Origin of the sequence: Devosia sp. 919 (genome assembly GCF_013185965.1) — a bacterium.
Classification (GTDB): Bacteria; Pseudomonadota; Alphaproteobacteria; order Rhizobiales; family Devosiaceae; genus Devosia.
This window is the reverse complement of record NZ_JABAOL010000001.1, coordinates 374,950-398,237: the sequence shown is the minus strand read 5'-3', so window position 1 is coordinate 398,237 and position 23,288 is coordinate 374,950. Positions and strand designations below refer to the sequence as shown.

Here is a 23,288-nt window from a genome sequence, read left to right as displayed (position 1 = left end):
CATGTGGTTGTCGCCCTATTTTCGCCTGGCGCGAGCCGGCTTTGTGCTGGCGCGCGAAGGCGCCCTGTCGATCATTCCCAAGGAAAGCCTGCCGCCGGCGCTGCGCGCCCCCATCGCGCTGGGGCGCCTCGTGGAGCGCCCCGAAGTGCGCCGCACCGGCCATGTGGAGCGGCTCAACCGTGCCCTGCGGCTCCTCGGCCCAACCTATGTGAAATTCGGCCAGACGCTGGCCACCCGCCCGGACGTCGTGGGTCCCGAGGTTGCCGCCGACCTGCAGGGCCTGCAGGACCGGATGGAGCCGTTCGACCCCAAGCTCGTCCCCGATATTCTGTCGCAGGCGCTCGGCCCCAAGGCCGGACAGTTGCGCGACATCTCGGCGCCGGTCGCTGCCGCCTCCATTGCCCAGGTGCACAAGGCGCGGCTCGTGCCCACGGGTGCCGCCCCGACCACCGTTGCGGTCAAGATCCTGCGCCCCGGGATCGTGCAAAGCTTTGCCGCCGATATCGAGAGCTTTTATGCCGGCGCGCGCCTGTTCGAACGGCTCGCGCGCAAGCTGCGGCGCCTGCGTCCGCTCCAGGTGGTGGAAACGCTCGACCGCTCGGCCCGGCTCGAACTCGATCTGCGCCTGGAAGCGGCGGCCATCTCAGAAATGGCCGAGAACATCAAGAATGACACGGGCTTTGTGATCCCCACCGTCAGTTGGGACCACACCGCGCAAAATGTTCTGACGACGACCTGGGTCGAGGGCATTCCCGTCCGCGACCTCGCGGCACTCGATGCGGCGGGGATCGATCGCAAGGTTCTGGCCGCCAATATCCTCCAGAGCTTTTTGAAGCACGCCATCCGCGACGGCTTCTTTCACGCCGACATGCATCCGGGCAATCTCTTTGCCGCCCCGGGCAGCAATGACGTGATCGCGGTGGATTTCGGCATCATGGGCCGGATCGGGCGCTCCGAGCGCCGGTTCCTGGCCGATATTCTTTACGGCTTCATCACCCGCGATTATCGCCTCGTCGCCGAGCGGCATTTCGAGATCGGCTATGTGCCCGCCAACCAGTCGGTGGACGATTTCGCCCTCGCCATCCGCTCCATTGGCGAGCCGCTGCATGGCCGCACCGCCGCCGATATCTCCATGGCGCGGGTGCTGGGGCAGCTTTTTGCCGTGACGGACCTGTTTTCCATGCAAACCCAGCCGCAACTGGTGCTGCTGCAAAAATCCATGGTGCTGGTGGAAGGCGTCGCCCGCGCCCTCGATCCCGATCTCGATATCTGGTCGCTGGCCGAGCCGGTCGTCGGCGATTGGCTGCGCCGGGAAGCGGGCCCCATGGGCCGGATCGATGATCTCAAGCGCGGGCTTGAGGTCTTTACCGATGCGAGCAAGCGCGTGCCCACCATTCTGGCGGAAGCCGAACTCGTTCTGGCGCAAACCCGGCTCGAGCAACAGGCGCGGCTGCGCGATGACGGCAATCGCCTTCCCCTCGCCCTGGGTGCGGGCGCGCTGCTGCTCCTTGGCATCCTCATCGGCGCGGTGCTCTAGATGGCGGCTGTAACCATCCCCCTCCGCTGGCTGCCCCATGGCGAGGGCCTCCCCCTGCCCGCCGCCCAAACCGGCGGCGCCGCCGGAATGGACCTGCAAGCGGCCATAGCCGAAGGTGAAGCTCTCGTGCTCGCGCCCGGCCAGCGGGCGCTGGTGCCCTGCGGCTTTGCCATGGCGCTCCCCGCCGGCTTTGAAGCGCAGGTGCGGCCCCGCTCGGGCCTGGCGCTCCGACACGGGGTCACCGTCCTTAACGCCCCCGGGACGATCGACTGCGATTATCGCGGCGAGATCTGCGCCCTCCTCATCAATCTGGGGCAGGAGCCCTTCGAGATCCGCCGCGGCGAACGCATTGCCCAGCTCCTCGTGGCGCCCGTCACCCCGACACAGTTCCGCGTGCAGGGCGTTCTTGATGCTACCGATCGTGGCGCCAATGGGTTTGGCTCCACCGGCACCAGCGTGCCATAAACCGGGGGTGCCGCTTGCCCGCTGATCCCAGCCCACTCTCACCCGAGGAAACCCGGCGCTATGGGCGCCACCTCGTGCTCAAGGGCATGGGCGGGGCGGGGCAGCAGGCGCTCAAGCGCGCCCGGGTGCTGGTGGTGGGTGCGGGCGGGCTGGGCAGCCCCGTAATCGCCTATCTCGCCGGCGCGGGCATCGGCACGCTCGGCATCGTCGATCACGACACGGTGTCGCTGTCCAATTTGCACCGGCAGGTGATCCATACGGGCGCTGGCATCGGCACCAACAAGGCCGAGAGCGCCGCTGGCTTTGCCGAATCGCTCAACCCGCATGTGCAATTGGTGCCCCATGAGGCGGCCGTCACCGCGGGCAATGCGGAAGCGCTCCTCGCCCAATACGATCTGGTGCTGGATGGCACCGACAATCTCGCCACGCGCCGCATCACCGCCGCCGCCGCCGCCAAGCTTGGCCTGCCGCTGGTTTCGGGTGCTGTCTCGATGTTTGCGGGCCAGGTAACGGTGTTTGCCCCGGGCGGCCCGCCCTTTGCGGCGCTTTACCCGGCGGCAGCGGACGATGCCGACCTGCCCTCCTGCGAAGCCACGGGCATTATCGGCCCGCTCACCGGGGTGATCGGCACGCTGATGGCGATGGAAGCGATCAAGCTCATCACCGGCATCGGCACCCCCCTGGTTGGGCGGGTGCTGGTTTATGATGGCAAGGACGCCCGGTTTTCCGAGTTCGCCCTTTAGGCCTCAGGCGTCGGGGTGCTTGAACACCAGCGCCGCATTGGTGCCGCCAAAGCCAAAGCTGTTGGACAGCACGACGCCCAGATCCACATCATCGCGCCGCTCGCGCAAAATGGGCATATCGGCAAAGGCGGGGTCGAGATTGTCGATATTGGCGCTTTGGGCAATGAAGCGGTGCTTCATCATCAGGATCGAATAGATCGCCTCATGCACGCCCGTCGCGCCCTGCGAATGGCCGGTCAGCGACTTGGTCGCGGCAATCGGGGGGCAATTGTCTTCGTTGCCGAACACGGCGCGCAGCGCCTCGATCTCCTTGAGATCGCCCACCGGCGTCGAGGTGGCATGGGGGTTGATGTAGTCGACCTTCTGCTTGACGTCGCGCAGCGCCAGACGCATGCAGCGCTCGGCGCCTTCGCCGGAAGGAGCGACCATGTCGACGCCGTCGGAGGTCGCGCCATAGCCGATCAGCTCGGCATGGATGGTGGCGCCGCGGGCAATGGCGTGGTCGCGCTCTTCGAGCACCAGAACGCCCGCGCCGCCCGAGATCACAAAGCCGTCCCGGTCGCGGTCATAGCAGCGCGAGGCGCGCTGGGGCGTGTCGTTGTAGTTCGAGGACATGGCGCCCATGGCATCGAACAGGTTCGACAGCGTCCAGTCGAGATCCTCGTGGCCGCCGGCAAACATGATGGTTTGCTGGCCCAGCATGATCTGCTGGGCGGCATTGCCGATGCAGTGCTTGGAGGTCGCGCAGGCCGCGGTGATGGAATAATTGATGCCCTTGATGCCAAAGGCGGTGGCCAGGGTTGCCGAAGCGGTGGAGCCCATCGCCTTGGGCACGGCCAGCGGCCCGATGCGCTTGGGGCCCTTTTCGCGGGTGATATCGGCGGCTTCCACGATGGTGCGGGTCGAGCTGCCGCCCGAACCCATGACAATACCGGTCATTTCGTTGGAAATATCGGCCGCTTCCAGCCCCGCATCGGCAATGGCCTGCTGCATGGCCAGATAGTTCCAGGCAGCGCCCCGGCCCATGAAGCGGGTGGTGCGTCGATCGAGCTGGGCAAAGGGATCCAGCATGGGATCGCCCTTGACCTGGCTGCGGAAATTCAGATCGGCATAATCCTGGGCAAAGGAAATGCCGGGTCGGGCGGTGCGCAGGCTTTCGGTCACATCGGCAACCGAATTGCCGATGGATGAAATAATGCCCATGCCGGTAACGACGACGCGTTTCATCTGTTTCCGCTCCTAAGTGCGGGTGCCCGTTGAACCGGACCCCTCGGCTTGTTGGGTAAAAGGGGCTCAGGCGACCTTTTGTTCGCCCATCTGGCTGTCGGTGAACAGGCCTACCCGCAGGTCCTTGGCCTCATAGATCACCTTGCCGTCAGCCTTGACCCAGCCATCGGCAATGCCCAGCGTCAGTCGCCCGCGCATGACGCGCTTGAGGTCGATGGCGTATTCCACCAGCTTGACGTCATTGGTGACCTGGCCGGTGAACTTGATTTCCCCGCCCAGCGCACGGCCGCGACCGGGCTGGCCGATCCAGCTGAGGAAAAACCCGGTCATCTGCCAGATGGCATCGAGCCCCAGGCAACCCGGCATCACCGGATCGCCGACGAAATGGCACTGGAAGAACCACAGGCTTGGATCCACATCGAGTTCGGCCCGCACCTGGCCCTTGCCGAAGGCGCCGCCGGTGTCATCGATATGGGTGATGCGATGGAACATCAGCATGGGTGGAGCGGGCAGGCGCGCATCGCCTTGCCCGGGCAATTCACCCCGGCCATGAGCCAGGAGTTCTTCGTATCCAAAAGCGTGCTGGCGCTCGGCCATGGCCTGGCTCCTTATGTTTAAATCGTCTCGTATAGGCGCGCAGGGGGAGGGTCAAGGGATCGGGGGCATCCCGTTAGCCCTCCCAGGCGCTCTAGCTTGTCCTAAACGCCCGCCAAAGCTATAAGGTCCGGACTATTGATCCCGATCTTGCGTTTCAAGGACCCCATGTCAGAGCGATCCCAGACCCTCCGACCTGTTCCTTCCCGTAAACCGTGTCTCACGGCCGTGCTGCGCATGGCGGGATTGCGCCCGACCAGGCAGCGGGTGGCCCTGGCCGAACTGTTGTTTGGCGGCCCGCATCGCCATGTCAGTGCCGAGCAGCTGCACGGCGAAGCCAGCTTGGCACGGGTCAATGTGTCGCTGGCAACAATCTACAATACCCTCCACCAGTTCCACCAGGCGGGCTTGCTGCGCGAAGTGGCGGTGGATGCATCGCGCTCCTATTTCGATACCGATACCTCCGACCACCACCATTTCTATGTCGAGGACGAGCAGCGCATGATCGACATTCCGGCCTCTTCGGTGGAGTTCCGGACCCTGCCTGAAGCTCCCCAGGGCATGCAGGTGAGCCATGTGGACGTGGTGATCCGGGTGCGCAAGCAGGCCCAGTAAAGGGCTAGAAAACTGCACCTTTGGCGTTCGCTCCACCTCGGAGTGCAGGCCTGGTGCGGGGCTCCGGTCAGCCCCTCCGGGCGCTTGGCGGGTGACAAAAGCGTGACCCACCGGCATATTGCGCCGCAACGGAAACAGCAAAACGGGTGGCTGATGCGGCCAAAGGTCAATCTGAATGCCTATTTCGAGCGAATCGGCTTCGCCGGCTCCATTGCTCCAACCCTTGGCACGCTAGAGCAGCTGGTGCAGCTGCATCCAGCCAGCATTCCCTTTGAAAATCTCGATCCCCTGCTGGGCGAACCGGTGCTGCTCGATCAGGCGAGCCTTGAGCGCAAGCTCCTGGCCGACAATCGCGGCGGCAACGCCTTTGAGCACAACAGCCTCTTGCTGAGCATGCTGGGCGAGCTCGACTATACCGCCCGCCCTCTGCTGGCCTCGGTGCTCTGGCCCAGCCCGCAGACCGAAATCGATCCGGATCTGCATCTGATCGTGCTGGTCGAGCTTGCCGGGCAGACCTATCTCGCCGATGCCGGCTTTGGCGCCATGACCCCCACCGCGCCGCTCAAGCTGCGCGCCGATGTGGAGCAGACCACTCCCCATGGCGATTATCGCCTCCTGGGCGGGGATCCGCGCTGGGAGCTGCAGGCCAAGCTCGGCGAGGACTGGGTGCCGCTCTATAGCTTTGACGCCAACGCCGAAGGCGATATCGCAGCGTCCAACCAGTTCGTCTGGAGCGATCCAGCCTCCTCGCAGCGCCGTACGCTGACCGCGGCCCTCTCCCCCAAGGGCAGCCGGATCGTGCTGTCCGGCAACCAGCTAAGCCTGCCCGGTCCCGAAGGCGAGCCCGAGCAGCGGACCCTCACCGACGAGGCCGAACTGCGCGAAGCCCTGACGGCCAATTTCGGCATCACCTTGCCCGAAAGCGAGTTGCTCGACGCCAAGCTCCTCGCGATCCTTGCCGGCGCCAATCCGCTCACCACCTGATGGCCCCGGTGGTGCCCCGCCCCGACCGGATCCGCGCCTTTCCCAACGCGGCCGCCTGGGAAGCGTGGCTCGCCGAGCACCACGGGAGCGAGCCCGAATTGTGGCTGCGCATTTTCAAGAAGGGCAATGGCACCCCCACGGTTACCTATGCCGAGGCGCTCGACGTCGCCTTGTGCTGGGGCTGGATTGACGGCATCCGCAAATCCTGGGACGAGGCCTCGTTTCTGCAGCGCTTCACGCCCCGGCAGCCCCGCAGCATCTGGAGCCAGGTCAATCGCGATCATGTCTCGAGACTGATTGCCCAGGGGCGCATGACCGAGCACGGCCTGCGCCAGGTCGAGGCTGCCAAGGCCGATGGCCGTTGGGACGCCGCCTATGCGTCCCCCAGCAAGATGGACATACCGGCCGACTTGATGGCGGCGATTGCCGCCGATCCTGCCGCTCTCGCCACCTTTGAGGGGCTGAGCAAGACCAACCGCTTTGCCCTGGCGTTTCGCCTCGCCAATCTGCGCACCCCAGCTGGTCGTGCCCGCAAAATCGCCGAGTTCGTCGCCATGCTGGCCCGTGGGGAAGCCATTTACCCCCAGACCAGGGACACGCCCAAATGAGTGTGCCGGGCATAGACAAGCTCGGGCGCATGCTGGACAAGACGGGTCTTGCCACCACGCGCAACTGGAACACCATACTCAAGGCGGCCTGACCCACATGATCACCATTTTTGGCTCCACCAATCTCGACCAGATCGGCACTGTCACCCGCTTGCCCAGCCCAGGCGAAACGGTGGCCGGCGGCACGTTTTCGGTTTCCCCTGGGGGCAAGGGGGCCAATCAGGCTCTGGCTGCCCGCCGCGCCGGGTCGGAAGTGCGCCATGTATCGGCCGTAGGCAACGACGTCTTCGCCCAGGCAGCGCTCGAGCTGCTCAAGGCCGATGGGGTTGATCTCAACGAGGTCAAGATTGCCGCCGAGCCCACCGGCATCGCCATGATCCTCGTGGACGCCCAGGGGGAAAACGTCATTGCGGTGCTGCCCGGCGCCAATGGCACATTGAGCCCGGCTGATGCCGATGCCGCCCTTTCGGGGCTCCAGGCCGGTTCGGTGCTGCTGCTGCAGCAGGAGATCCCGCAGGACGCCACGCAACGCGCGCTGGAGCTCGCCCGCGAGCGCGGCGCGATCTCGATCCTCAACACCGCCCCGTTCCTGCCCACCACCGCCGCGATCGCGGCGCAGGCGAACATCCTCGTCGCCAATGAAAGCGAGTTTGCGCTGCTCTGCGGCGAAAGCCATGCCGACATCATGGTGGCAATGCAGGATTGGGCCATCCAGCACAACCAGACCGTGATCGTGACCCTCGGCGGCGATGGCGCGCGGGCCGCGACCCCGGAAGGCGTCATCAGCGTGCCAGCCCTGCCGATCACCCCTGTCGACACGGTTGGCGCGGGCGATACGTTCTGCGGCTATCTCGCTGCCGGGCTCGATGCTGGGCTGTCGCTTGAGGCCGCAGTGCGGCGCGCAACGGCGGCGGCGAGCCTGGCTTGCCTCAAGCCCGGAGCGCAGCCGGCCATCCCCCGCGCCGCCGAGCTCGAGCCCTACGGGCAGTAGGGCCCACAAGCAAAAAGGCAGGCCACTGGCCTGCCTTTAAATACCTTTGAAGCGCCAGCGCTTACTTGGGCGCCAGCACCATCACCATCTGGCGGCCTTCCGAGCGCGGCTGCGACTCCACCTTGGCCAGGGCTTCCATCTGGTCCTTGACCTTGATGAGCAGTTGCATGCCGATTTCCTGGTGCGCCATTTCGCGGCCACGGAAACGCATTGTCACCTTGACCCGGTCACCCTCGTCGAGGAAGCGCTGCACGGCCTTCATCTTGGTCTCGTAGTCGTGCGTATCGATATTGGGACGCAGCTGGACTTCCTTGACCTCGATCACCTTCTGCTTCTTGCGCGCTTCGGCCGCCTTTTTCTGGGCAGCATATTTGAAGCGGCCGAGATCGAGCATCTTGGCGACCGGCGGCTGGGCGTTAGGCGAGATCAGCACCAGATCAAGGCCTGCTTCCTGGGCTTCAGTCAGCGCCTCGCGCGTTCGGACAATGCCGCGGTTCTCACCTTCGGCATCGATCAACTGAACATCAGGGCTGGTGATATCCTCATTGGAGAGCGGCCCATCTTTCTGGGGCGTAACGGGTCTCATGGGACGGCGAATGGCGGGCGTTCCTTGTGTAGTTAAACAAAGTGGTGAAAACAGGCGTAAAATCGTGGTAGCGGCACCGGAAGTCAACTGCACAAGCAGGGATTTCTTGCCTGCTGGGCGTTCGGGGCCACACTAAAGCGCTCTTGAGCCGCTTTGCGTTCCCAACTGGATAATGATTGGTGCATTTCATGGTTGAGCCATCCTTGCTTTCCGTCGGCACAGGCGACGCCGCCCGGTCCATTGCCGTGGCGCGGCGGGAGGGTGCAAAGCCCGGCATTTTCTGGCTCGGGGGTTTTCGCTCGGACATGAATGGCAGCAAGGCGCTGACGCTTGATGCCCTGGGCGCTGAACAGGGCCTCGCCGTCACCCGCTTTGATTATTCCGGCCATGGCGCTTCGGGCGGCGATTTCAATGAGGGCACGATCAGCCGCTGGCTCGAGGAAGCGCAAGCCGTGTTTGCCACCACGACCGGACCGCAGATCGTCGTCGGCTCCTCCATGGGCGGCTGGCTCGCCCTGCTGTTGGTACGCGCCATGCTCGCGCAAGGCGATCATCGGGTCGCCGGTCTGGTGTTGATCGCCCCGGCCGTGGACATGACGCAGGACCTGATGCTGGCGCAGTTCACCCCGGCCGAGCACGACGCCCTGAGCAACCAAGGCTATGTCGAGCAACCCTCCGATTATTCGGACGCACCCTACCGGCTGACCCGCGGCCTCCTCGAGGACGGGGAACAGCACCTCCTGTTTGGCGCCGTCATCGAAACCGGCTGCCCGGTGCATATCCTCCAGGGCGGGCAGGATACCGATGTGCCCCAGGCCCATGCGATCAAGCTCGTCACCCACCTGCTGCATGACCCCGTCACCCTGACGCTGATCCCCGATGGCGACCATCGCCTCAGCCGGCCCGAGGATCTGGAGCGGCTGCGCGCGGCGGTGCTGGCGCTGGTCAAGGATGCAAAAGCGAGCTAGCGGCGGGCGTTCAGCTGAGTTTTCTGCCTGCCGTCGGGGGCGAAATTGTCCGGGCTCAGCCACCGCTCGAACTCGGCGCGCAGCACGGGCCATTCGCTATCGATGATCGAGAACCAGGCGGTGTCGCGACTTTCGCCCTTGACGATGCGGTCCTGGCGGAACAACCCCTCATAGGTAAAGCCAAAGCGCTGCGCCGCCGCCTTGGACGGCTCGTTGCGATTATTGCACTTCCACTCAAAGCGCCGGTAACCCAAATCGTCAAAGGCGTGGCGGGAAAACAGATACAGCGCCTCGGTCGCCAGCGGCGTGCGCGCCATGTCCGGGCCCCAATAAACGCCACCAATCTCGATCGAGGCGTGCTCGGGGAAGATGCGCATCCAGGCCTGCCGTCCGAGGGCGCGACCCGTGCGCTGGTCCACCACGGCGACAAAGCGATCGGCTCCGGCATTGACCGCAGCGATCCAGCTTTCGAGCTCCCCGACGCTTCGCGGCGGATATTCCCCAAGCCAGCGATAGCGCTCGTCCATATCCGACCCTTGCGATGCCGCGAGGAGATCGGGGGCATGGCGGCTCTCCAACGGCTCGAGCCGCACCAGTCGGCCTTCCAGCACGCGCCGCTCGGGCGCCGATTTGGCTCCTGCCACGCTCATTTGCCTTCCCCCGCCAAGATACCGGCCAGCCCTTCGCGATAGGTCGGATACAAGAGCTCGATCCCGAGCGCGTCCTTGATGGCGCGGTTGGCAACGCGCTTGTTGTCGGCATAAAACGAGCGCTGCATCGGCGTCAGCTCCGCATCGGCATAGGCAATCTCGGGCGGTGGCGCGACCCCCAGCAACTGGGCGGCATGGGTCACGAGGTCCTGCGGCGGCGCCGGCTCGTCATCGCTCAGATTAAAGGTGCCCGCCAGCCGCTGCTGCGCCGCCAGCGCCGTGACCCGGCCGATGTCCTCGACGTGAATGCGGTTGAACACCTGCTCGGGCTTGACCAGCCGCCGGGCCGTGCCGTCGCGCAGCTTGTCAAAGGTCGAGCGCCCCGGCCCATAGATACCGGCCAGCCGCAAAATCGCCAGCCCCACCCCGCGCTCCTCGGCATAATCGCGCCAGGCGGCTTCGGCCGCGACCCGCCGGTCCGAGCGCTCGTTGCGCGGCACCAGCGGCACGGTTTCATCGATCCAAGCGCCGCCGAAATCGCCGTAAACGCCGACGGTGGAATAATAGCACAGCCATTGCAAATCGGGCGCGGTATCGAGATCGGCCCGGTGCTGGCTGAGCGCCGGATCGCCCCCGGCATCGGGCGCGATGGACAACACGACATGGGTGGCCGCGTGCAGATCCGCGCGCAGCGCTTCGCTCGGCGCATCGCCGGTAAACAGATGGGCGGCAATGCCGTTGTCGCGCAGCCGCGCCGCCTTTTCGGGTGACCGCACCGTGCCGGCAATGCTGGCCGTCGGATCAAGGGCCCGCACCTGCTCGACGGCCGCCAGGGACGAAAAGCCGAGGCCGAAAAAGAAGAATTTCATTGCAGCACTGCCGTCCATTCCTCGCGCACCTGCGCGTCGGTTTCATCAGGCGCATATTGCGCGCGATAAGCGGCGCCGTCATCATCAGCCGCCAGGCGCCGCGTCGCCCACACCGCCGCGCCGCGCACCAGCGGCTCGGGATCGGCCAGGCGGGCCGCCGCCAGTGGCAGCAGGGCGGCATCGCCGCTGTTGCCCACGGCAATCAGCACATTGCGCTGGAAGCGGGCATGGCCGATCCGCTTGATTGGGGAGCCGGCAAAGAGCGCGCGGAACCCGGCATCATCGAGCTGCACCAGATCGGCCAGGGCCGGGCGGTCCAGCTCCTCGCGCGCCTGCAGCCGCGCTTCCTGGCTTTGCTTGGCAAATTTGTTCCAGGGGCAGACCGCAAGGCAATCATCGCAGCCATAGATGCGGTTGCCCATTGGGACACGAAATTCGAGCGGAATGGGCCCCTTGTGCTCGATATTGAGGTAAGCCAGGCACCGCCGGGCATCAAGCCGATAGGGCGCCGGAAAGGCATTGGTCGGGCACACATCAAGGCAGCGCGTGCACGAGCCGCAGCTTGAGCGATGCGGCTGGTCAGCCGGCAGCTCGGCCGAAGTAAAGATCGCGCCCAAGAACTGCCAGCCGCCCCAGTCGCGGCTCACCAAAACGCTGTGCTTGCCCTGCCAGCCCAGGCCCGCGGCTTCCGCCAGCGGCTTTTCCATCACCGGCGCGGTGTCGACAAACACCTTGACGTCGGCGCCGGCGCGCCGCGCCAGCAGCCCTGCGAGTTCCTTGAGCTTGCCCTTGATGATCTCGTGGTAATCGCGGTTGCGCGCATAAACCGAAATGGCGCCATGGGAGGGATGCTCGAGCGCTTCGAGCGGATCGCTGTCGGGCCCATAGTTGAAGCCGAGGAGAATGATCGAGCGCGCTTCGGGCCACAGCCCCTGGGGGCTGGCGCGCCGCTCGGGTGTTTCAGCCATCCAGTCCATGTCGCCATGCCAGCCCGCTTCGAGCGCCGCCTCGAGCTTGGCGGGCAGGTCCGGGCGCGCATCGGCGCGGGTAATGCCAAAGCTCGAAAACCCCAGCGCCCTCGCGCGCTCGCGCAGCTCGGTCACGAGCTTTTCGGGTCCGGTTGCAGCACCGGCGCTCGCCTTCCCCTCAGCGGGGGTCGGCAAACCCTCCGGACGATGGGGAAGGTGCAGTTGCATGCTCGTTAAAAATCCAGATCGGCATAGCCGGCATGGGGCGGCATCGCCACCACGCGGTCATTGAGCAGGGTGCGGAAGGCCGGGCGCGACTTGATGCGCGAATACCAGTCGCGCGTTTCACCCGCCTTGTTCCAGTCCATGTCACCGAGGTAATCGAGGGTGGAGAAATGCGCCGCCAGCGCAAAATCGGCCAGGGTCATGCTGTCGCCACCCAGCCAGGAGCGCGTCGCCAGCAGCCAGTTGAAATAGAGCATATGCTCGGTCAAATTCGCCTTGGCCACCCGCAGCACCGATGGGTCGGGGGTGGCGCCGCGCTGGTCGCGCTTGACGATCTTTTCCTCGAGAATATAGCGCGTCACTTCCTCGTTGAGCTTGGTCAGGATCCATTCCAGCAGCCGCCACATCTCGGCGCGCGGTCCCGGATCGGCCGGCACGAGGCCCGAGACCACATTGGGCGACCACAGATCCTCGACCATGTGGATGGCCGCCAGAATGCCCACGATGGGCGTGTCGCTGTCATCGAGCAGGATGGGCAGAGTCGCGGCAGGGTTGATCTCGAGCAGCGTGGGTTCGCGCAGCCACGGCTTGATCTCCTCCATGTCGAGCGGCACGCCGTATTCGGCGCACATCAGGCGAATGATACGGGAGGAAGGATCAAGGGGGTGGTGCAGCAGACTTGGCATGCGGGATGCTCTTGTTAAGTTCAGGCTGGTGTTCAGATCAGGCTGGTGTTGGGGCCGGTTGCTCGCCCGCCTTGGCGCTCGGAGCGAAGCAGTTTAAGACCCCCGGCGCTGGCACGCGGCTAGCTAGTGGAGTTAGGGGATCAGATGAACGCCGATCAAGGTCTTTTTGTGCCGCTGGTCCTTGGAATACTCGAAGGGCTTACCGAATTCCTGCCAGTTAGCTCCACCGGGCACCTGCTCCTGGCCGGCCACTTCTTCGGTTTGACCCAGCCCGCGACCTTTATCGTGCTGATCCAGCTGGGGGCGATCCTGGCTGTCATCACGGTTTATTTCGCCAAATTGGGCCTGCTGATCCGCGATGCGCTGACCGGCAAGCCCTATGCCTGGCACTTTGCTGTAACCGTTATCCTCGCCTGTTTGCCTGCCGTGGTCGCCGGCGTCTTGCTGCGCGATTTCATCCAGGGGGATTTGTGGGACTCGGCGCAGCTGATCTGCTGGACCCTCCTGATCGGCGGGATCGTTCTCCTCATCGTCGACCGGCTGCCGCTCCAGCCCAAATATGACGATATCTACCAGTTCCCCTGGCATCTGGCGGTAATTATTGGCCTCTTCCAGATGCTCAGCCTCGTGCCCGGCGTTTCGCGCTCGGGCTCGACCGTGGTGGGGGGCATGCTGTTTGGCGCCAGCAAGCGCGCCGCGGCCGAATTCACCTTTTTCATCGCCCTGCCCATCATGGTGGGCGCCTTTGGCTATGATCTCTACAAGAGCCGCGACCTGATCGATGCGTCCATCGCGCTCAATGTTGCAATCGGCTTTGCCGCCGCGTTCGTCATGGGAGCGCTCGTCGTGCGCTACCTGCTGACTTTCGTCAGCCGCTATGGCTTTGCGCCCTTTGCCTGGTGGCGCATCCTGGTGGGCGGCGCGGGGCTCATTGCGCTCTTGGTCATGCGCTAGGCCCCGCTCGATAATTATTTCGGCTGCGCGGCCGAATAGGTCGATGGAATGGAGAAATAGGCGCGCGGGATCTCGACGTTCTTTTCCACGTCATAGAGCGAAAAGGTCAGCTCCGCCCCGCTGGGCTCGACCAGGCTCCACTGGCTCAGATCCAGCGTCGAGGTGTCAAAGATCAGCGAAACCTGCACCGTGCCCGCCACGGTTTCATCGATCACGGTGATCGACATATAGCCATCCGAGGTGGTCACATCGACCACATTGGCATTGAGCAGGTCGATCTTGTCGCCCAGGAACTGGCGCAGCGGGATCGTGTCCTGCGGATAGGCGTAATAGGTCTCTTCCTTGCGGTTGAGCACATAAAAGCCCCGGCCCACCGAAACGATCTCTTCGCGGCTGGGAGGATTGTAGCGGAAGCGCACCTTGTCGGGGCGCTCAAGGAAGAACGTGCCTTCGCTGCGCCCGCCATTGGTGTCGATCTGCAGGAACCGGCCCGCCATGGAGCGGATCGCCGAGTTATGCGCGCCGATATCGGCAATCAACTGCTGCTCTTCGGCCGAAAGGGCTCGGTCCAGCGCCAGGCTGGGCAGCGTGGTGGCGAGAACGGCCGAAAGGCCAAGCAGCAGAGCGTCGCGGCGTAACATGGAGGAGTTCCCTGGGGCTTTGGTGTTCGAGGTCAGCCTAGACAGCAATTGCGGCAGGAGCGGGAAGGTTCCCCGCGTCCCGCCGCTGCCTGACCAAAGCCTTAATAGCCGTCAGCGTTGTTGCCGACGAGGATTTCGCGCTTGCCGGCATGGTTGGCCTGCGAGATCACCCCTTCGCGCTCCATGCGCTCGATCAGGGTCGCCGCCTTGTTGTAGCCGATGGCAAGGCGCCGCTGCACATAGGAGGTCGAGGCCTTCTTGTCGGTGAGCACGATCTGGACGGCCTTGTCATAAAGCTCGTCGCCCGAGCCGCCGCTGTCATCGGCACCGCCGAAATCAGCGGCCGAGCCACCATCCTCGTCTTCATCGGCGGTGATGGAGTCGAGATAATCGGGCGCACCCTGCGCCTTGAGGTGCTTGACCACTGCCTCGACTTCGGAGTCCGCCACAAAGGGGCCGTGCAGGCGCTTGGTGCGGCCACCGGAGGCCATGTAAAGCATGTCGCCATTGCCCAGCAGTTGCTCGGCGCCCTGCTCGCCCAGAATGGTACGGGAGTCGATTTTCGACGTCACCATGAACGAGATACGGGTGGGGAAGTTGGCCTTGATCGTGCCAGTGATCACGTCAACCGACGGGCGCTGGGTAGCGGTGATGATGTGGATGCCGGCCGCGCGCGCCATTTGCGCCAGGCGCTGGATGGCGCCTTCGATGTCCTTGCCCGCCACCATCATCAGGTCAGCCATTTCGTCGACGATGACGACGATATAGGGCAAGGGCTCGAGATCGAACTCTTCTGATTCAAAGATCGCTTCGCCCGTCTCGCGGTCGAACCCGGTCTGCACGGTGCGGGTGATCACTTCGCCGCGCGCCTTGGATTCGGTGACGCGCTGGTTAAAGCCATCAATATTGCGCACGCCGATCTTGCTCATCTTGCGATAGCGATCTTCCATCTCGCGCACCGCCCATTTGAGCGCCACCACCGCCTTGTTGGGGTCGGTGACCACGGGGGTTAGCAGATGCGGAATGCCGTCATAGATGCTCAATTCGAGCATCTTGGGATCGATCATGATCATGCGGCACTGCTCGGGCGTCATCTGGTAGAGCAGCGACAGGATGAAGGTGTTGATACCCACCGATTTGCCCGAGCCGGTGGTGCCGGCGATCAGAAGGTGCGGCATGCGCGCGAGATCGGCGATCACGGGCTCGCCGCCAATGGTCTTGCCCAGGCAAATGGGCAGCTTGCCCTTCATCTTCTCGAAGTCCGAGGAAGCCAGCATTTCGCGGAAGTAAACGGTTTCGCGCATCTGGTTGGGCAGCTCGATGCCGATGGCATTGCGGCCGGGCACCACGGCAACGCGGGCTGATATGGCCGACATAGAGCGGGCAATGTCGTCGGCCAGCGAGATCACGCGGCTCGACTTGATGCCGGGCGCCGGCTCGAGCTCAAACAAGGTGACGACGGGGCCGGGGCGGACATTGATGATGTCGCCCTTGACGCCGAAATCTTCCAGCACGCCTTCGAGCTGGCGCGCCATTTCCTCGAGCCGCTCGGGGGCATGCTCGGGCGAAGGGCCCTTGTGCTTGGGTTCGGCCAGAAGGCTCAGCGGCGGCAGCTCAAACGCGCCGGGCTCGTCGAGGAACGAGGGCTGGGCCTCGCGCGCGACACGGGTGCCCTGCACCGGGGCAGGCGCTGGCGCCGCGACGCGGGGTGCCGCGGGATTGACCGGATGGAAGCGGGAATCGCCCTGCTGGCGGTGATTGACCACGGCGGGGGCCGCGGGCTCGGGCACAAAGGGGATGTCGTCGTCTTCGGCATCATCGGGATAATCGAGCTCGGTTTCGTCATAGCTCGGGCGGGCATTGATGCGCGCGGACACCGGCGCTTCGGGCGCAAAGCTCGGCTCAGGCATGGTGCGCGAATGGATGCGGCGCGGCTCGGCCACAACAGCGGGCTCGAGGCGCTCCAACTGGGGCGCGCCACGACCATCCAGGCTGGGCTCGAATTCGTCATCGCGATAGGGCGCGTTGTCGGCAGCGCGTTTTTCGGCGTGGCTGGCGCGGGCGCGGCGGAAGGCGGTGCGCAGGGAATAGCCCAAATGCACCATGGCGCCGAGCGCCACGTCCACCAGCGGATTGGTTTCGCGTTCCTCGTCAGGGTCACGGGCGTCGCGCGGCTCGGGCTCGGCCCGGCCAGCGACCTTGGCCGGCTTGCCCGGGGCCGTTGAACGGGCGGTACCCAACCCCATGCCGATCCAAAAAAGGGCAATCGCGGGAGCCGCGAGGATAACGGCAAACAGCGCTGCGGTCAGTGGCTGCGGCTGGGCGCCCCCGACCAGGGTCGCGAGCACGGTAAAGCCGGTGCCGACAATGCCGCCAAGCCCGGTCGGCAGCGGCCAGGTGGCGGGCATGGGCACAAAGGCCAGCACGCCGGCCACAAGAATGGTCGCCCCGATCCAGCTCGTGGCGCGAAGGCCAAAGCGGGTGGGCAGGCGCCGGCGCGACATGGCCCAGAACCACAGGGCCGGCGGCACCAGCAGCACGGGCCCGGCCAGGCCCAGCATCTGAAACAGCGTATCGGCAATCACCGCACCGGGAAAACCCAGCCAATTGGCGGCGGGCTTGGTCGTGGCATAGGTGAAGCTTGGGTCATCCACAGACCAGGAGGCCATGGCGACAAGGCACACCGCTACCAAAACCAGGCCCAGCAATCCCACAAGGCGCACCGGGATGCGAATGGCAATGGCGCTCACGGCAGCAGGCGCTGGCTTGGCTGCGGCCCGGGTGCCGCGTTGTGGCACCGAGCGAATCTCGTCGAGCATTGGCGTGGGGTGTGATGGCATGGGGCACTATGGTTTAGGTGGCGCCCGGGAGAATCCAGGCCGCATGCCGCCGATGCTAGAGCCGTGTGGTTAATCGCAGGCTAACCATCCCCACTGCGGCAAGAAAAAGGGCCCGTTGCAGGCAACGGGCCCAGGCAGAGTGCCGCGAACAGCGGGGGGAAGGCGGCACTAGGGAGGATTGATCGAGGAGTGCGGCCCATGCGGTTTGCGAGTGGGAAGCCTCTGGGCGGGCCAAGAGGAACACGAGCCGCACGCCACGATCAATGCAGGCAAAGAATGGGATCCGGGCGACGCGAGGGACGCCGCCCGGAAGGGAGGAATGCTAGTTGTAGGCGCGCTCGCCGTGGCTGGAGAGGTCCAGCCCGTCGACCTCGGCCGATTCGGGGACGCGGGCCCCACCGAAGATCGCCTTGACGATCATCATGGCCACGAAGGCCACGACGCCCGACCACAGGATGGCGACAACCACCGCCATGACCTGGGTGACCAGCTGGCCGCCCATGGCATAGCCCTCGGCGCCAAAGCCACCCAGGGCCGGATCGGCAACAACAGCGGTGCCGATGGCGCCGACAATGCCGCCGACGCCGTGAATGCCGAACACATCGAGGCTGTCGTCGTATTTCAGCATGGGCTTGAGGGTCACGACCGCCCAGAGGCACACAAAGCCGGTTACCGCACCCAGAACGATCGAGCCAAAGGTGCCGGCAAAACCGGCAGCCGGGGTGATGGCAACAAGGCCCGCAACGGCACCCGACACAAAGCCCAGGGCCGAGGCATGGCCGCGGGTGATCTTTTCGCCCACAGCCCAGGCAATGCCGGCTGCGGCGGGAGCGGTGATGGTGTTGAGGAAGGCCTGGGCGGCAACGCCGTTGGCGCCCAGAGCCGAGCCGGCATTGAAGCCGAACCAGCCAACCCAGAGCAGGCAGGCGCCGATATAGGTGAAGACGAGGTTATGGGGCGCAATCGGCTCCTTCATATAGCCAAGGCGCGGCCCCAGCACGATGGCAGCCACGAGTGCGGCAACACCAGAATTGATATGCACGACGGTGCCGCCGGCAAAATCGAGCGCTCCCATCTGGAAAAAGAGGCCCGCGGCCGACCACACCATATGGGCGATCGGCAGATAGGCGAAGGTGAACCAGATCGCGAGGAAGGCCATCACCGCGCCGAACTTCATGCGCTCGGCAATGCCGCCCACGACAAGGGTCGCGGTGATGCAGGCAAAGGTGAGCTGGAACACCACAAAGATCAGCTCGGGAATGGTGCCCGAAACCGAGTCGGGGTTCACATTGGCGAGGAAGAAGTTGGAGAAATCGCCGATAAAGGCGGACAATCCGCCTTCGCTCGGCCCGGAAAAGGCCAGCGAATAACCATAAGCGACCCAGAGCAGCGCGATCATGGAAAACGCGCCGAACACCTGAGTGACGACCGACAGGATGTTCTTGGAGCGCACGAGGCCGCCATAAAACAGCGCCACGCCCGGAATGGTCATGAGGATGACCAGGAGGGTCGAAACGATCAACCAGGCCGTGTCACCGGTGTCGATCGTGGCAGCGGCCTCTTCAACGACTTCGACGGCGGGTGCCGCCGCATCCTGGGCGAAGGCCGGCAGGGCCAGCAGCAGGGAGGCAAGTGCGGCGCTCCCCAAGATTTTGGACGTCTTCATCTTCTTGTTTCTCCCGAGGACGCTTAAAGGGCAGAGGCGCCGGTTTCACCGGTGCGGATACGGGTGACGGCCAGCAGGTCGAGCACGAAAATCTTGCCGTCGCCGATGCGACCGGTCTGGGCGCTGTCGCGGATGGCCGCCGAAACGGCATCGGCAAGCGCATCGTCGACCGCAATCTCGACCTTGAGCTTGGGCAGGAAATGGACGGCATATTCGGTGCCGCGATAGATTTCCGAATGTCCCTTTTGGCGGCCATAACCCTTCACTTCGGTCACAGTCATGCCGTGAACATCGAGTGAATTGAGTGCCTGGCGAACCTCTTCGAGGCGGGATGGCTTGATAATAGCGATCACCAGTTTCATGCGAGCCCCTTTGCATCTTGCGCTGGTCTTGATGCCAAGCAAGACTCAAGTGCCGTGCCAACTCGATAGCTGCTCAAAAACAACAAACATTTCAAGAACTTGCCAGATCGTGCGTGGATTTCACCCGTATGCTTGAGCGCAAGTGCTCAATTAATGAGCAGGTCTGGAGCGTTTTGAGCAAATGTGCGGCGGCCTGGCGCGACCCTTGGCACTCTTGCGTTGAGGAGCCCGGGGCGTTCAATAGCCGCAATGGAGGCGTTCCCGATGAGCAAGGCTGAACAGTTCGATGTGGTGATCGTGGGCGGCGGTCCGGCGGGGTTGACCTTATCGCTCGCCCTGTCCCGCTTTGCCCGCGGCATCCGCATCGCCTTGGTGGATCGACGCCCACTCGAAGTGCCGCGCGATAATCGGGCTTCGGCCATTGCCGCGAGCGTTCGCCGCGCCTGGACCGCGCTTGAGGTTTGGCCGGCGATGGAAGGAGAAGCGCAGGCGATCACCGCCATGCGCATCACCGATTCGGGTCCGGGCGATCTGTCCCGCCCCCTGTTCCTGAGCTTTGAAGGGGATGTGGCTCCGGGCGAGCCCTTTGCCCACATGGTGCCAAACCGGGTCAGCGGGCAGGCGTTGCTGGATGCGGTAGCGAGCAAGATTACCGTCGTGGCGCCGGCCAGCGTTGCCGGCCTGCAGACCAGCGCCAACTCGGCCGATCTGGTGCTCGCCGATGGGCGGATCTTGCGCGCGCCGCTGGTGGTTGCGGCCGATGGTGCGCAATCAAGCCTGCGCCAGATGAGCGGGATCGGGGTTTTTTCCCATGATTACCGCCAGACCGGGCTCGTCACCACCATCACCCATGAACTCCCCCATGACGGGGTGGCGTATCAACATTTCCGCCCCGCCGGCCCCTTTGCCAGCCTGCCGTTGCCGGGCAACCGCTCGTCCCTCGTTTGGACCGAGAAATCAGCCGATGCCCCCCGGTTCCTCGCCATGGGCAATGAGGAGCTCGCCCGCGAAATCGAATCGGTGATGGGCTCGACCCTGGGGACCGTCGGTGTAGACGAGGATCTGATGGGCTTTCCCCTGCGCCTGCAGCTGGCCCGCCAATTTGTCGGCCCACGCCTGGCGCTCGTGGGCGACGCCGCCCATGTGGTGCATCCCGTCGCGGGACAGGGCCTGAATCTCGGGCTCAAGGATGTGGCGGCGCTCGCCGAAGCCGTGGTCGAAGCGATGCGGCTCGGGCTTGATCATGGCAGTCCCGCCGTGCTCGAGCGTTACCAGAGCTGGCGGCGGCTCGACACCACCGGTATGGCCCTTGTCACCGATGGCATGAACCGGCTCTTTTCGGCGGACGCCCCGCCGGTGCGGGCGCTGCGCGATTTTGGCCTCGGGCTGGTGGATCGCGCCGGCCCGGTCAAGGCGATGATGATCCGCGGTGCCGCGGGCCTTTCGGCCCACGGGCCGCGCCTCCTCTCGGGCCTGCCGATCTAAGGCGCCGGCGGGCGCGTCAGCGCCTTGATTTCCTCGGGCTCGATGCTGCGCGCCTCATCAAGGGCGAGCAGCGGCACGCCCTTGCGAATGGGAAAGGCCAGGCGCGCGGCCACCGAAATCAGCTCGCTCCGGTCCGCCGAGAGGGTCATGCGCGTCTTGGTCAGGGGGCACACCAGCAGTTCGAGCGTGCGGCGGTCCACCACATGCCGGGGATTGACCTCGGGAACACTCAATTGAGCGGGGGCGCCGAACCGCCGGCGCCGCCGCGCGCGATCTCGTATTCGGTCATCGCGATCAGGGTTTCGGCGCGCTGCTCGAGCGTGGGGGCTTCCAGCAGCACCTGTTTTTCCGCCGCGCCATAAGGCGACACCATGCAGCAGAAATTGACGAGATCGGCGGTGCCGGTATTGTCGATTTCCTGCCAGTTGAGCTCGATATCGGCGAAATCGGCATAATCGCGCATCATCTTGAGGAAGCGCTCCCGATCGACCTCGCCTTCCCCCCATTGCCGGTTGAAGTCGGTGGCGAATTCCTCGGCTGAAATCGTGCACTGGCGATAAGGCGTCATCACCGTCAGCTCATGGACCAGCCGGAAGCGGGTGATGCCCTCAAGGATGATGAAGTAACGCCCTTCCCCGCTTTCCTCGAAATGGGTGATTCGCCCCAGGCACCCGATCGATTGCAGCGGGCTGCGACCCTTGGGGCTTTCTTCCTCGCTGTCCTCGGGCTGGATCAGGCCGATCAGGCGGTCGCCGCGGAGGGCCGCGTCCACCATGTCGAGATAGCGCGGCTCGAATACATTGAGCGGGCGGTGCGAAAAGGGCAGCAGCAGCGCGCCGCTGAGGGGAAACAGCGGCACGCTTTTGGGCAGGTCGGCGGGAGAAGCGGGGCGCTTGAGCACGAGTGCTTTCCTTTGCGTTACGAAAACAGCGCCGCCGAGAGCAGACGGCGGCCCTTGACGGTGGCGGGATCCTTGGGACCCCAGGCTTCAAAGAATTCGAGCAGCTTTTTGCGCGCGCCGTCCTCGTTCCAGCTGCGGTCGCGCCGGAGCAGCGTTACCAGCGCCTCGGCCGCTTCAAGGCGCCGCCCCTCGGCATTGAGCACGACGGCGAGATCGAACCGGGCTTGGTGGTTGTCCGGATCGGCAGCGATCGCCGCTTCCAGCGTCGCCGTTTCCGAGAGTTCGGCCGCTTCGGCCAGGAGGCGCAGCGAATTGGCCAGCGCCGTATAGGCCTCGCCCGTGCGCCCTTCCTCGGGCACCATGTCGAGGGTGGCGCGGGCCTGGTCGGGCTCGCCCGCTGCCAGATATACCCGTGCCAGGCCAATCAGCGCGGGGGCATTGTCAGGCGCGTGCTGGACCACCATGCCAAAGATCTGCGCGGCGCGCGGCAGGTCGCCCGCTCCAAGCGCCTCTTCGGCGGCAGCGACCGCCTCGGCGATCTGGGCTTCCATCGAATCGGGGGCGGGACCGGGCGCAGGGGCGGCGGCGATCACCCGGTCGGCAAAGCGGCGCACTTCGCTTTCGGGCATGGCGCCCATGAAGCCATCCACCGGGCGCCCGCCGGCAAAGGCGAAGACGGCAGGGATCGACTGCACGCCCAGTTGACCGGCAATGCCGGGATGCTCGTCGATATTGATTTTGACCAGGCGGATCTTGCCGGCCTTTTCATTGACCACTTTTTCGAGCGCCGGGGTCAGCTGGCGACAGGGGCCACACCAGGGCGCCCAGAAATCCACCAGCACGGGCGCCTCGAGCGAGGCGTCGATCACATCGGCCTTGAATGCGGCGTCGCTGGAATTTTTCACCAGCGCCCCATTGGGAGGGGCGGGCTGGCTGGCGGGGGAAGCGGTGAACGGCTGGGACATGGGAGCAAGCCTTCGGGTGCGGCAAAAAAGCAGATTGGTGTCTTCATGCCCCCGCAAACCGGCCTCTGACAAGTGTGGCGGGATCTCCCCGGACACGAACTTGGCAACAAGGCCCATTTTTGCGGTTGCAAAGCGGAATGCGATTAGGCATATAGGCCGCCGTCGACCCGATGCCAAGGCAGCGTGGATGACAACGGAGCGCGGGTGTAGCTCAGGGGTAGAGCATAACCTTGCCAAGGTTAGGGTCGTGGGTTCGAATCCCATCGCCCGCTCCAAAGTCTCAAGGCCGGCAAGCCTTGAGAAACAAAGGGTCCTTCGGGACCCTTTTTGTTTTCCGGGTTTGGCGCCACGTGGGTCTGCGACCGCGAGCCGAATCAGCGTTCCACCCGATCAAATTCCCTCCCGACAGTGCGTTAGAACCCGTCGCACCTTTTGCCCGGTTGCGGCGTTGATGCACGAACCGTCGAAAACAGGAGAGCGAATTGCCCGATTATCAACTCACCACGAGCGATGGCACCAAGATCGGCTTCACCGATGAGCGCGAGCTCGATGACATCATCGAGGAAGTGCTCGGCGAAGGCTATCTGCGCATCAGCGGCGAGCGCACGCTGGTCAGTGACGGCACGCGGATCGAGGGCGACTTTGTTGCCTTTGAAAGCCATATTCTGAGCATCTCGACCTAAGGCTCAAACCAATTTCCGGCGGGCCGGGCGGAATGCTCGACCCGCCCTCCAGGCGCCCAAAACGGTCTTGGCCGG

25 protein-coding genes and 1 tRNA gene are annotated in these 23,288 nt (G+C 64.7%); 12 read left to right on the top strand and 14 right to left on the bottom strand.

Translation table 11 applies throughout. From position 1 onward, the window contains the following. The first annotated feature begins 1 nt into the window (after position 1). Genes ubiB through HRQ64_RS01960 form a run of 3 tightly spaced genes read left to right on the top strand, consistent with a single transcriptional unit; the run spans position 2 to position 2,745 of the window. Positions 2-1,537 carry a 2-polyprenylphenol 6-hydroxylase gene (gene ubiB / locus HRQ64_RS01970; protein WP_172121803.1) on the top strand — a complete coding sequence of 512 codons (1,536 nt, stop codon included), beginning with the start codon at positions 2-4 and terminating at the stop codon, positions 1,535-1,537. Then, a complete protein-coding gene (gene dut / locus HRQ64_RS01965) occupies positions 1,538-2,002 on the top strand; it encodes a dUTP diphosphatase (RefSeq protein WP_172121802.1) in 465 nt (154 codons plus the stop codon). Between the two features lie 14 nt (positions 2,003-2,016). Further along, the gene (locus HRQ64_RS01960) at positions 2,017-2,745 is read left to right on the top strand and encodes a HesA/MoeB/ThiF family protein (protein WP_172121801.1); all 729 of its coding nucleotides are present in this window, start codon (positions 2,017-2,019) and stop codon (positions 2,743-2,745) included. A gap of 3 nt (positions 2,746-2,748) precedes the next feature. Here HRQ64_RS01960 and fabB read toward each other — a convergent pair whose 3' ends face one another. Both fabB and fabA read right to left on the bottom strand, forming a co-directional pair. Next, complete coding sequence (gene fabB, locus HRQ64_RS01955) at positions 2,749-3,972, bottom strand: beta-ketoacyl-ACP synthase I (protein WP_172121800.1); 1,224 nt, start codon at positions 3,970-3,972, stop codon at positions 2,749-2,751. Between the two features lie 66 nt (positions 3,973-4,038). Then, positions 4,039-4,569, bottom strand: coding sequence for a 3-hydroxyacyl-[acyl-carrier-protein] dehydratase FabA (fabA, locus tag HRQ64_RS01950; protein ID WP_127755108.1), 531 nt, complete (start codon positions 4,567-4,569; stop codon positions 4,039-4,041). Positions 4,570-4,734: 165 nt separating this feature from the next. Here fabA and irrA point away from each other — a divergent pair, with 165 nt between their 5' ends. From irrA to HRQ64_RS01930, 4 genes are all read left to right on the top strand, one after another. After that, positions 4,735-5,181, top strand: coding sequence for an iron response transcriptional regulator IrrA (irrA, locus tag HRQ64_RS01945; RefSeq protein ID WP_172121799.1), 447 nt, complete (start codon positions 4,735-4,737; stop codon positions 5,179-5,181). 153 nt (positions 5,182-5,334) lie between these two features. Then, positions 5,335-6,165 (top strand): arylamine N-acetyltransferase, encoded by an 831-nt coding sequence (locus HRQ64_RS01940; RefSeq protein WP_172121798.1) that lies wholly within the window; start codon positions 5,335-5,337, stop codon positions 6,163-6,165. Continuing rightward, positions 6,165-6,773, top strand: coding sequence for a YdeI/OmpD-associated family protein (locus tag HRQ64_RS01935; protein ID WP_127755105.1), 609 nt, complete (start codon positions 6,165-6,167; stop codon positions 6,771-6,773). Before HRQ64_RS01940 ends, HRQ64_RS01935 begins: the two co-directional genes overlap by 1 nt. Before the next feature lie 97 nt (positions 6,774-6,870). Then, a complete protein-coding gene (locus HRQ64_RS01930) occupies positions 6,871-7,764 on the top strand; it encodes a ribokinase (protein WP_172121797.1) in 894 nt (297 codons plus the stop codon). Positions 7,765-7,825: 61 nt separating this feature from the next. Here HRQ64_RS01930 and infC read toward each other — a convergent pair whose 3' ends face one another. After that, positions 7,826-8,362: a translation initiation factor IF-3 gene (gene infC / locus HRQ64_RS01925; RefSeq protein ID WP_172124743.1), complete on the bottom strand. Its 537-nt coding sequence runs from the start codon at positions 8,360-8,362 to the stop codon at positions 7,826-7,828. 176 nt (positions 8,363-8,538) lie between these two features. Between infC and HRQ64_RS01920 the strand changes: the two genes are divergently transcribed. Next, complete coding sequence (locus HRQ64_RS01920; protein ID WP_172121796.1) at positions 8,539-9,318, top strand: alpha/beta hydrolase; 780 nt, start codon at positions 8,539-8,541, stop codon at positions 9,316-9,318. On the opposite strand, the gene HRQ64_RS01915 is transcribed toward HRQ64_RS01920, so the two are convergent. From HRQ64_RS01915 to HRQ64_RS01900, 4 genes are read right to left on the bottom strand one after another with little or no spacing between them, the layout of a single operon-like run. After that, on the bottom strand, positions 9,315-9,968 hold the full coding sequence (locus HRQ64_RS01915) for a GNAT family protein (RefSeq protein ID WP_127755101.1): 654 nt from the start codon (positions 9,966-9,968) through the stop codon (positions 9,315-9,317). The two genes, HRQ64_RS01920 and HRQ64_RS01915, sit on opposite strands and share 4 nt — an antisense overlap. Further along, positions 9,965-10,837 carry an NAD-dependent epimerase/dehydratase family protein gene (locus HRQ64_RS01910; RefSeq protein ID WP_127755100.1) on the bottom strand — a complete coding sequence of 291 codons (873 nt, stop codon included), beginning with the start codon at positions 10,835-10,837 and terminating at the stop codon, positions 9,965-9,967. The genes HRQ64_RS01915 and HRQ64_RS01910 overlap by 4 nt, the downstream gene beginning before the upstream one ends. Beyond that, the gene (gene queG / locus HRQ64_RS01905) at positions 10,834-12,033 is read right to left on the bottom strand and encodes a tRNA epoxyqueuosine(34) reductase QueG (RefSeq protein ID WP_172121795.1); all 1,200 of its coding nucleotides are present in this window, start codon (positions 12,031-12,033) and stop codon (positions 10,834-10,836) included. Before queG ends, HRQ64_RS01910 begins: the two co-directional genes overlap by 4 nt. Positions 12,034-12,038: 5 nt before the next feature. After that, on the bottom strand, positions 12,039-12,716 hold the full coding sequence (locus tag HRQ64_RS01900) for a glutathione S-transferase family protein (RefSeq protein WP_127755098.1): 678 nt from the start codon (positions 12,714-12,716) through the stop codon (positions 12,039-12,041). A 144-nt stretch (positions 12,717-12,860) separates the two neighbouring features. Here HRQ64_RS01900 and HRQ64_RS01895 point away from each other — a divergent pair, with 144 nt between their 5' ends. Continuing rightward, positions 12,861-13,670, top strand: coding sequence for an undecaprenyl-diphosphate phosphatase (locus HRQ64_RS01895; RefSeq protein WP_172121794.1), 810 nt, complete (start codon positions 12,861-12,863; stop codon positions 13,668-13,670). Between the two features lie 14 nt (positions 13,671-13,684). Here HRQ64_RS01895 and HRQ64_RS01890 read toward each other — a convergent pair whose 3' ends face one another. The 4 genes from HRQ64_RS01890 to HRQ64_RS01875 form a co-directional block, all read right to left on the bottom strand. After that, the gene (locus HRQ64_RS01890) at positions 13,685-14,311 is read right to left on the bottom strand and encodes an outer membrane lipoprotein carrier protein LolA (protein WP_172121793.1); all 627 of its coding nucleotides are present in this window, start codon (positions 14,309-14,311) and stop codon (positions 13,685-13,687) included. Positions 14,312-14,412: 101 nt separating this feature from the next. Beyond that, complete coding sequence (locus tag HRQ64_RS01885) at positions 14,413-17,151, bottom strand: DNA translocase FtsK (protein ID WP_210258487.1); 2,739 nt, start codon at positions 17,149-17,151, stop codon at positions 14,413-14,415. Positions 17,152-17,473: 322 nt separating this feature from the next. Next, positions 17,474-18,817, bottom strand: a complete 1,344-nt coding sequence (locus HRQ64_RS01880) for an ammonium transporter (RefSeq protein ID WP_172121792.1) — start codon at positions 18,815-18,817, stop codon at positions 17,474-17,476. 23 nt (positions 18,818-18,840) lie between these two features. Beyond that, positions 18,841-19,179 carry a P-II family nitrogen regulator gene (locus tag HRQ64_RS01875; protein ID WP_127755093.1) on the bottom strand — a complete coding sequence of 113 codons (339 nt, stop codon included), beginning with the start codon at positions 19,177-19,179 and terminating at the stop codon, positions 18,841-18,843. 264 nt (positions 19,180-19,443) lie between these two features. On the opposite strand from HRQ64_RS01875, the gene HRQ64_RS01870 reads away from it, so the two are divergent. Continuing rightward, a complete protein-coding gene (locus tag HRQ64_RS01870) occupies positions 19,444-20,664 on the top strand; it encodes an FAD-dependent monooxygenase (protein WP_172121791.1) in 1,221 nt (406 codons plus the stop codon). On the opposite strand, the gene HRQ64_RS01865 is transcribed toward HRQ64_RS01870, so the two are convergent. From HRQ64_RS01865 to HRQ64_RS01855, 3 genes are read right to left on the bottom strand one after another with little or no spacing between them, the layout of a single operon-like run. Further along, positions 20,661-20,897: a Trm112 family protein gene (locus tag HRQ64_RS01865; RefSeq protein ID WP_206524674.1), complete on the bottom strand. Its 237-nt coding sequence runs from the start codon at positions 20,895-20,897 to the stop codon at positions 20,661-20,663. The genes HRQ64_RS01870 and HRQ64_RS01865 overlap by 4 nt on opposite strands. Next, entirely contained in the window at positions 20,894-21,565 is a 672-nt protein-coding gene (locus tag HRQ64_RS01860; RefSeq protein WP_127755091.1) for an LON peptidase substrate-binding domain-containing protein, read from the bottom strand. The genes HRQ64_RS01865 and HRQ64_RS01860 overlap by 4 nt, the downstream gene beginning before the upstream one ends. 17 nt (positions 21,566-21,582) lie before the next feature. Then, on the bottom strand, positions 21,583-22,530 hold the full coding sequence (locus tag HRQ64_RS01855) for a co-chaperone YbbN (protein WP_172121790.1): 948 nt from the start codon (positions 22,528-22,530) through the stop codon (positions 21,583-21,585). A 200-nt stretch (positions 22,531-22,730) separates the two neighbouring features. On the opposite strand from HRQ64_RS01855, the gene HRQ64_RS01850 reads away from it, so the two are divergent. Then, positions 22,731-22,805 (top strand) — tRNA-Gly (locus tag HRQ64_RS01850). A gap of 207 nt (positions 22,806-23,012) precedes the next feature. Then, on the top strand, positions 23,013-23,213 hold the full coding sequence (locus HRQ64_RS01845) for a hypothetical protein (RefSeq protein WP_127755089.1): 201 nt from the start codon (positions 23,013-23,015) through the stop codon (positions 23,211-23,213). The last annotated feature ends 75 nt before the right edge of the window (positions 23,214-23,288 follow it).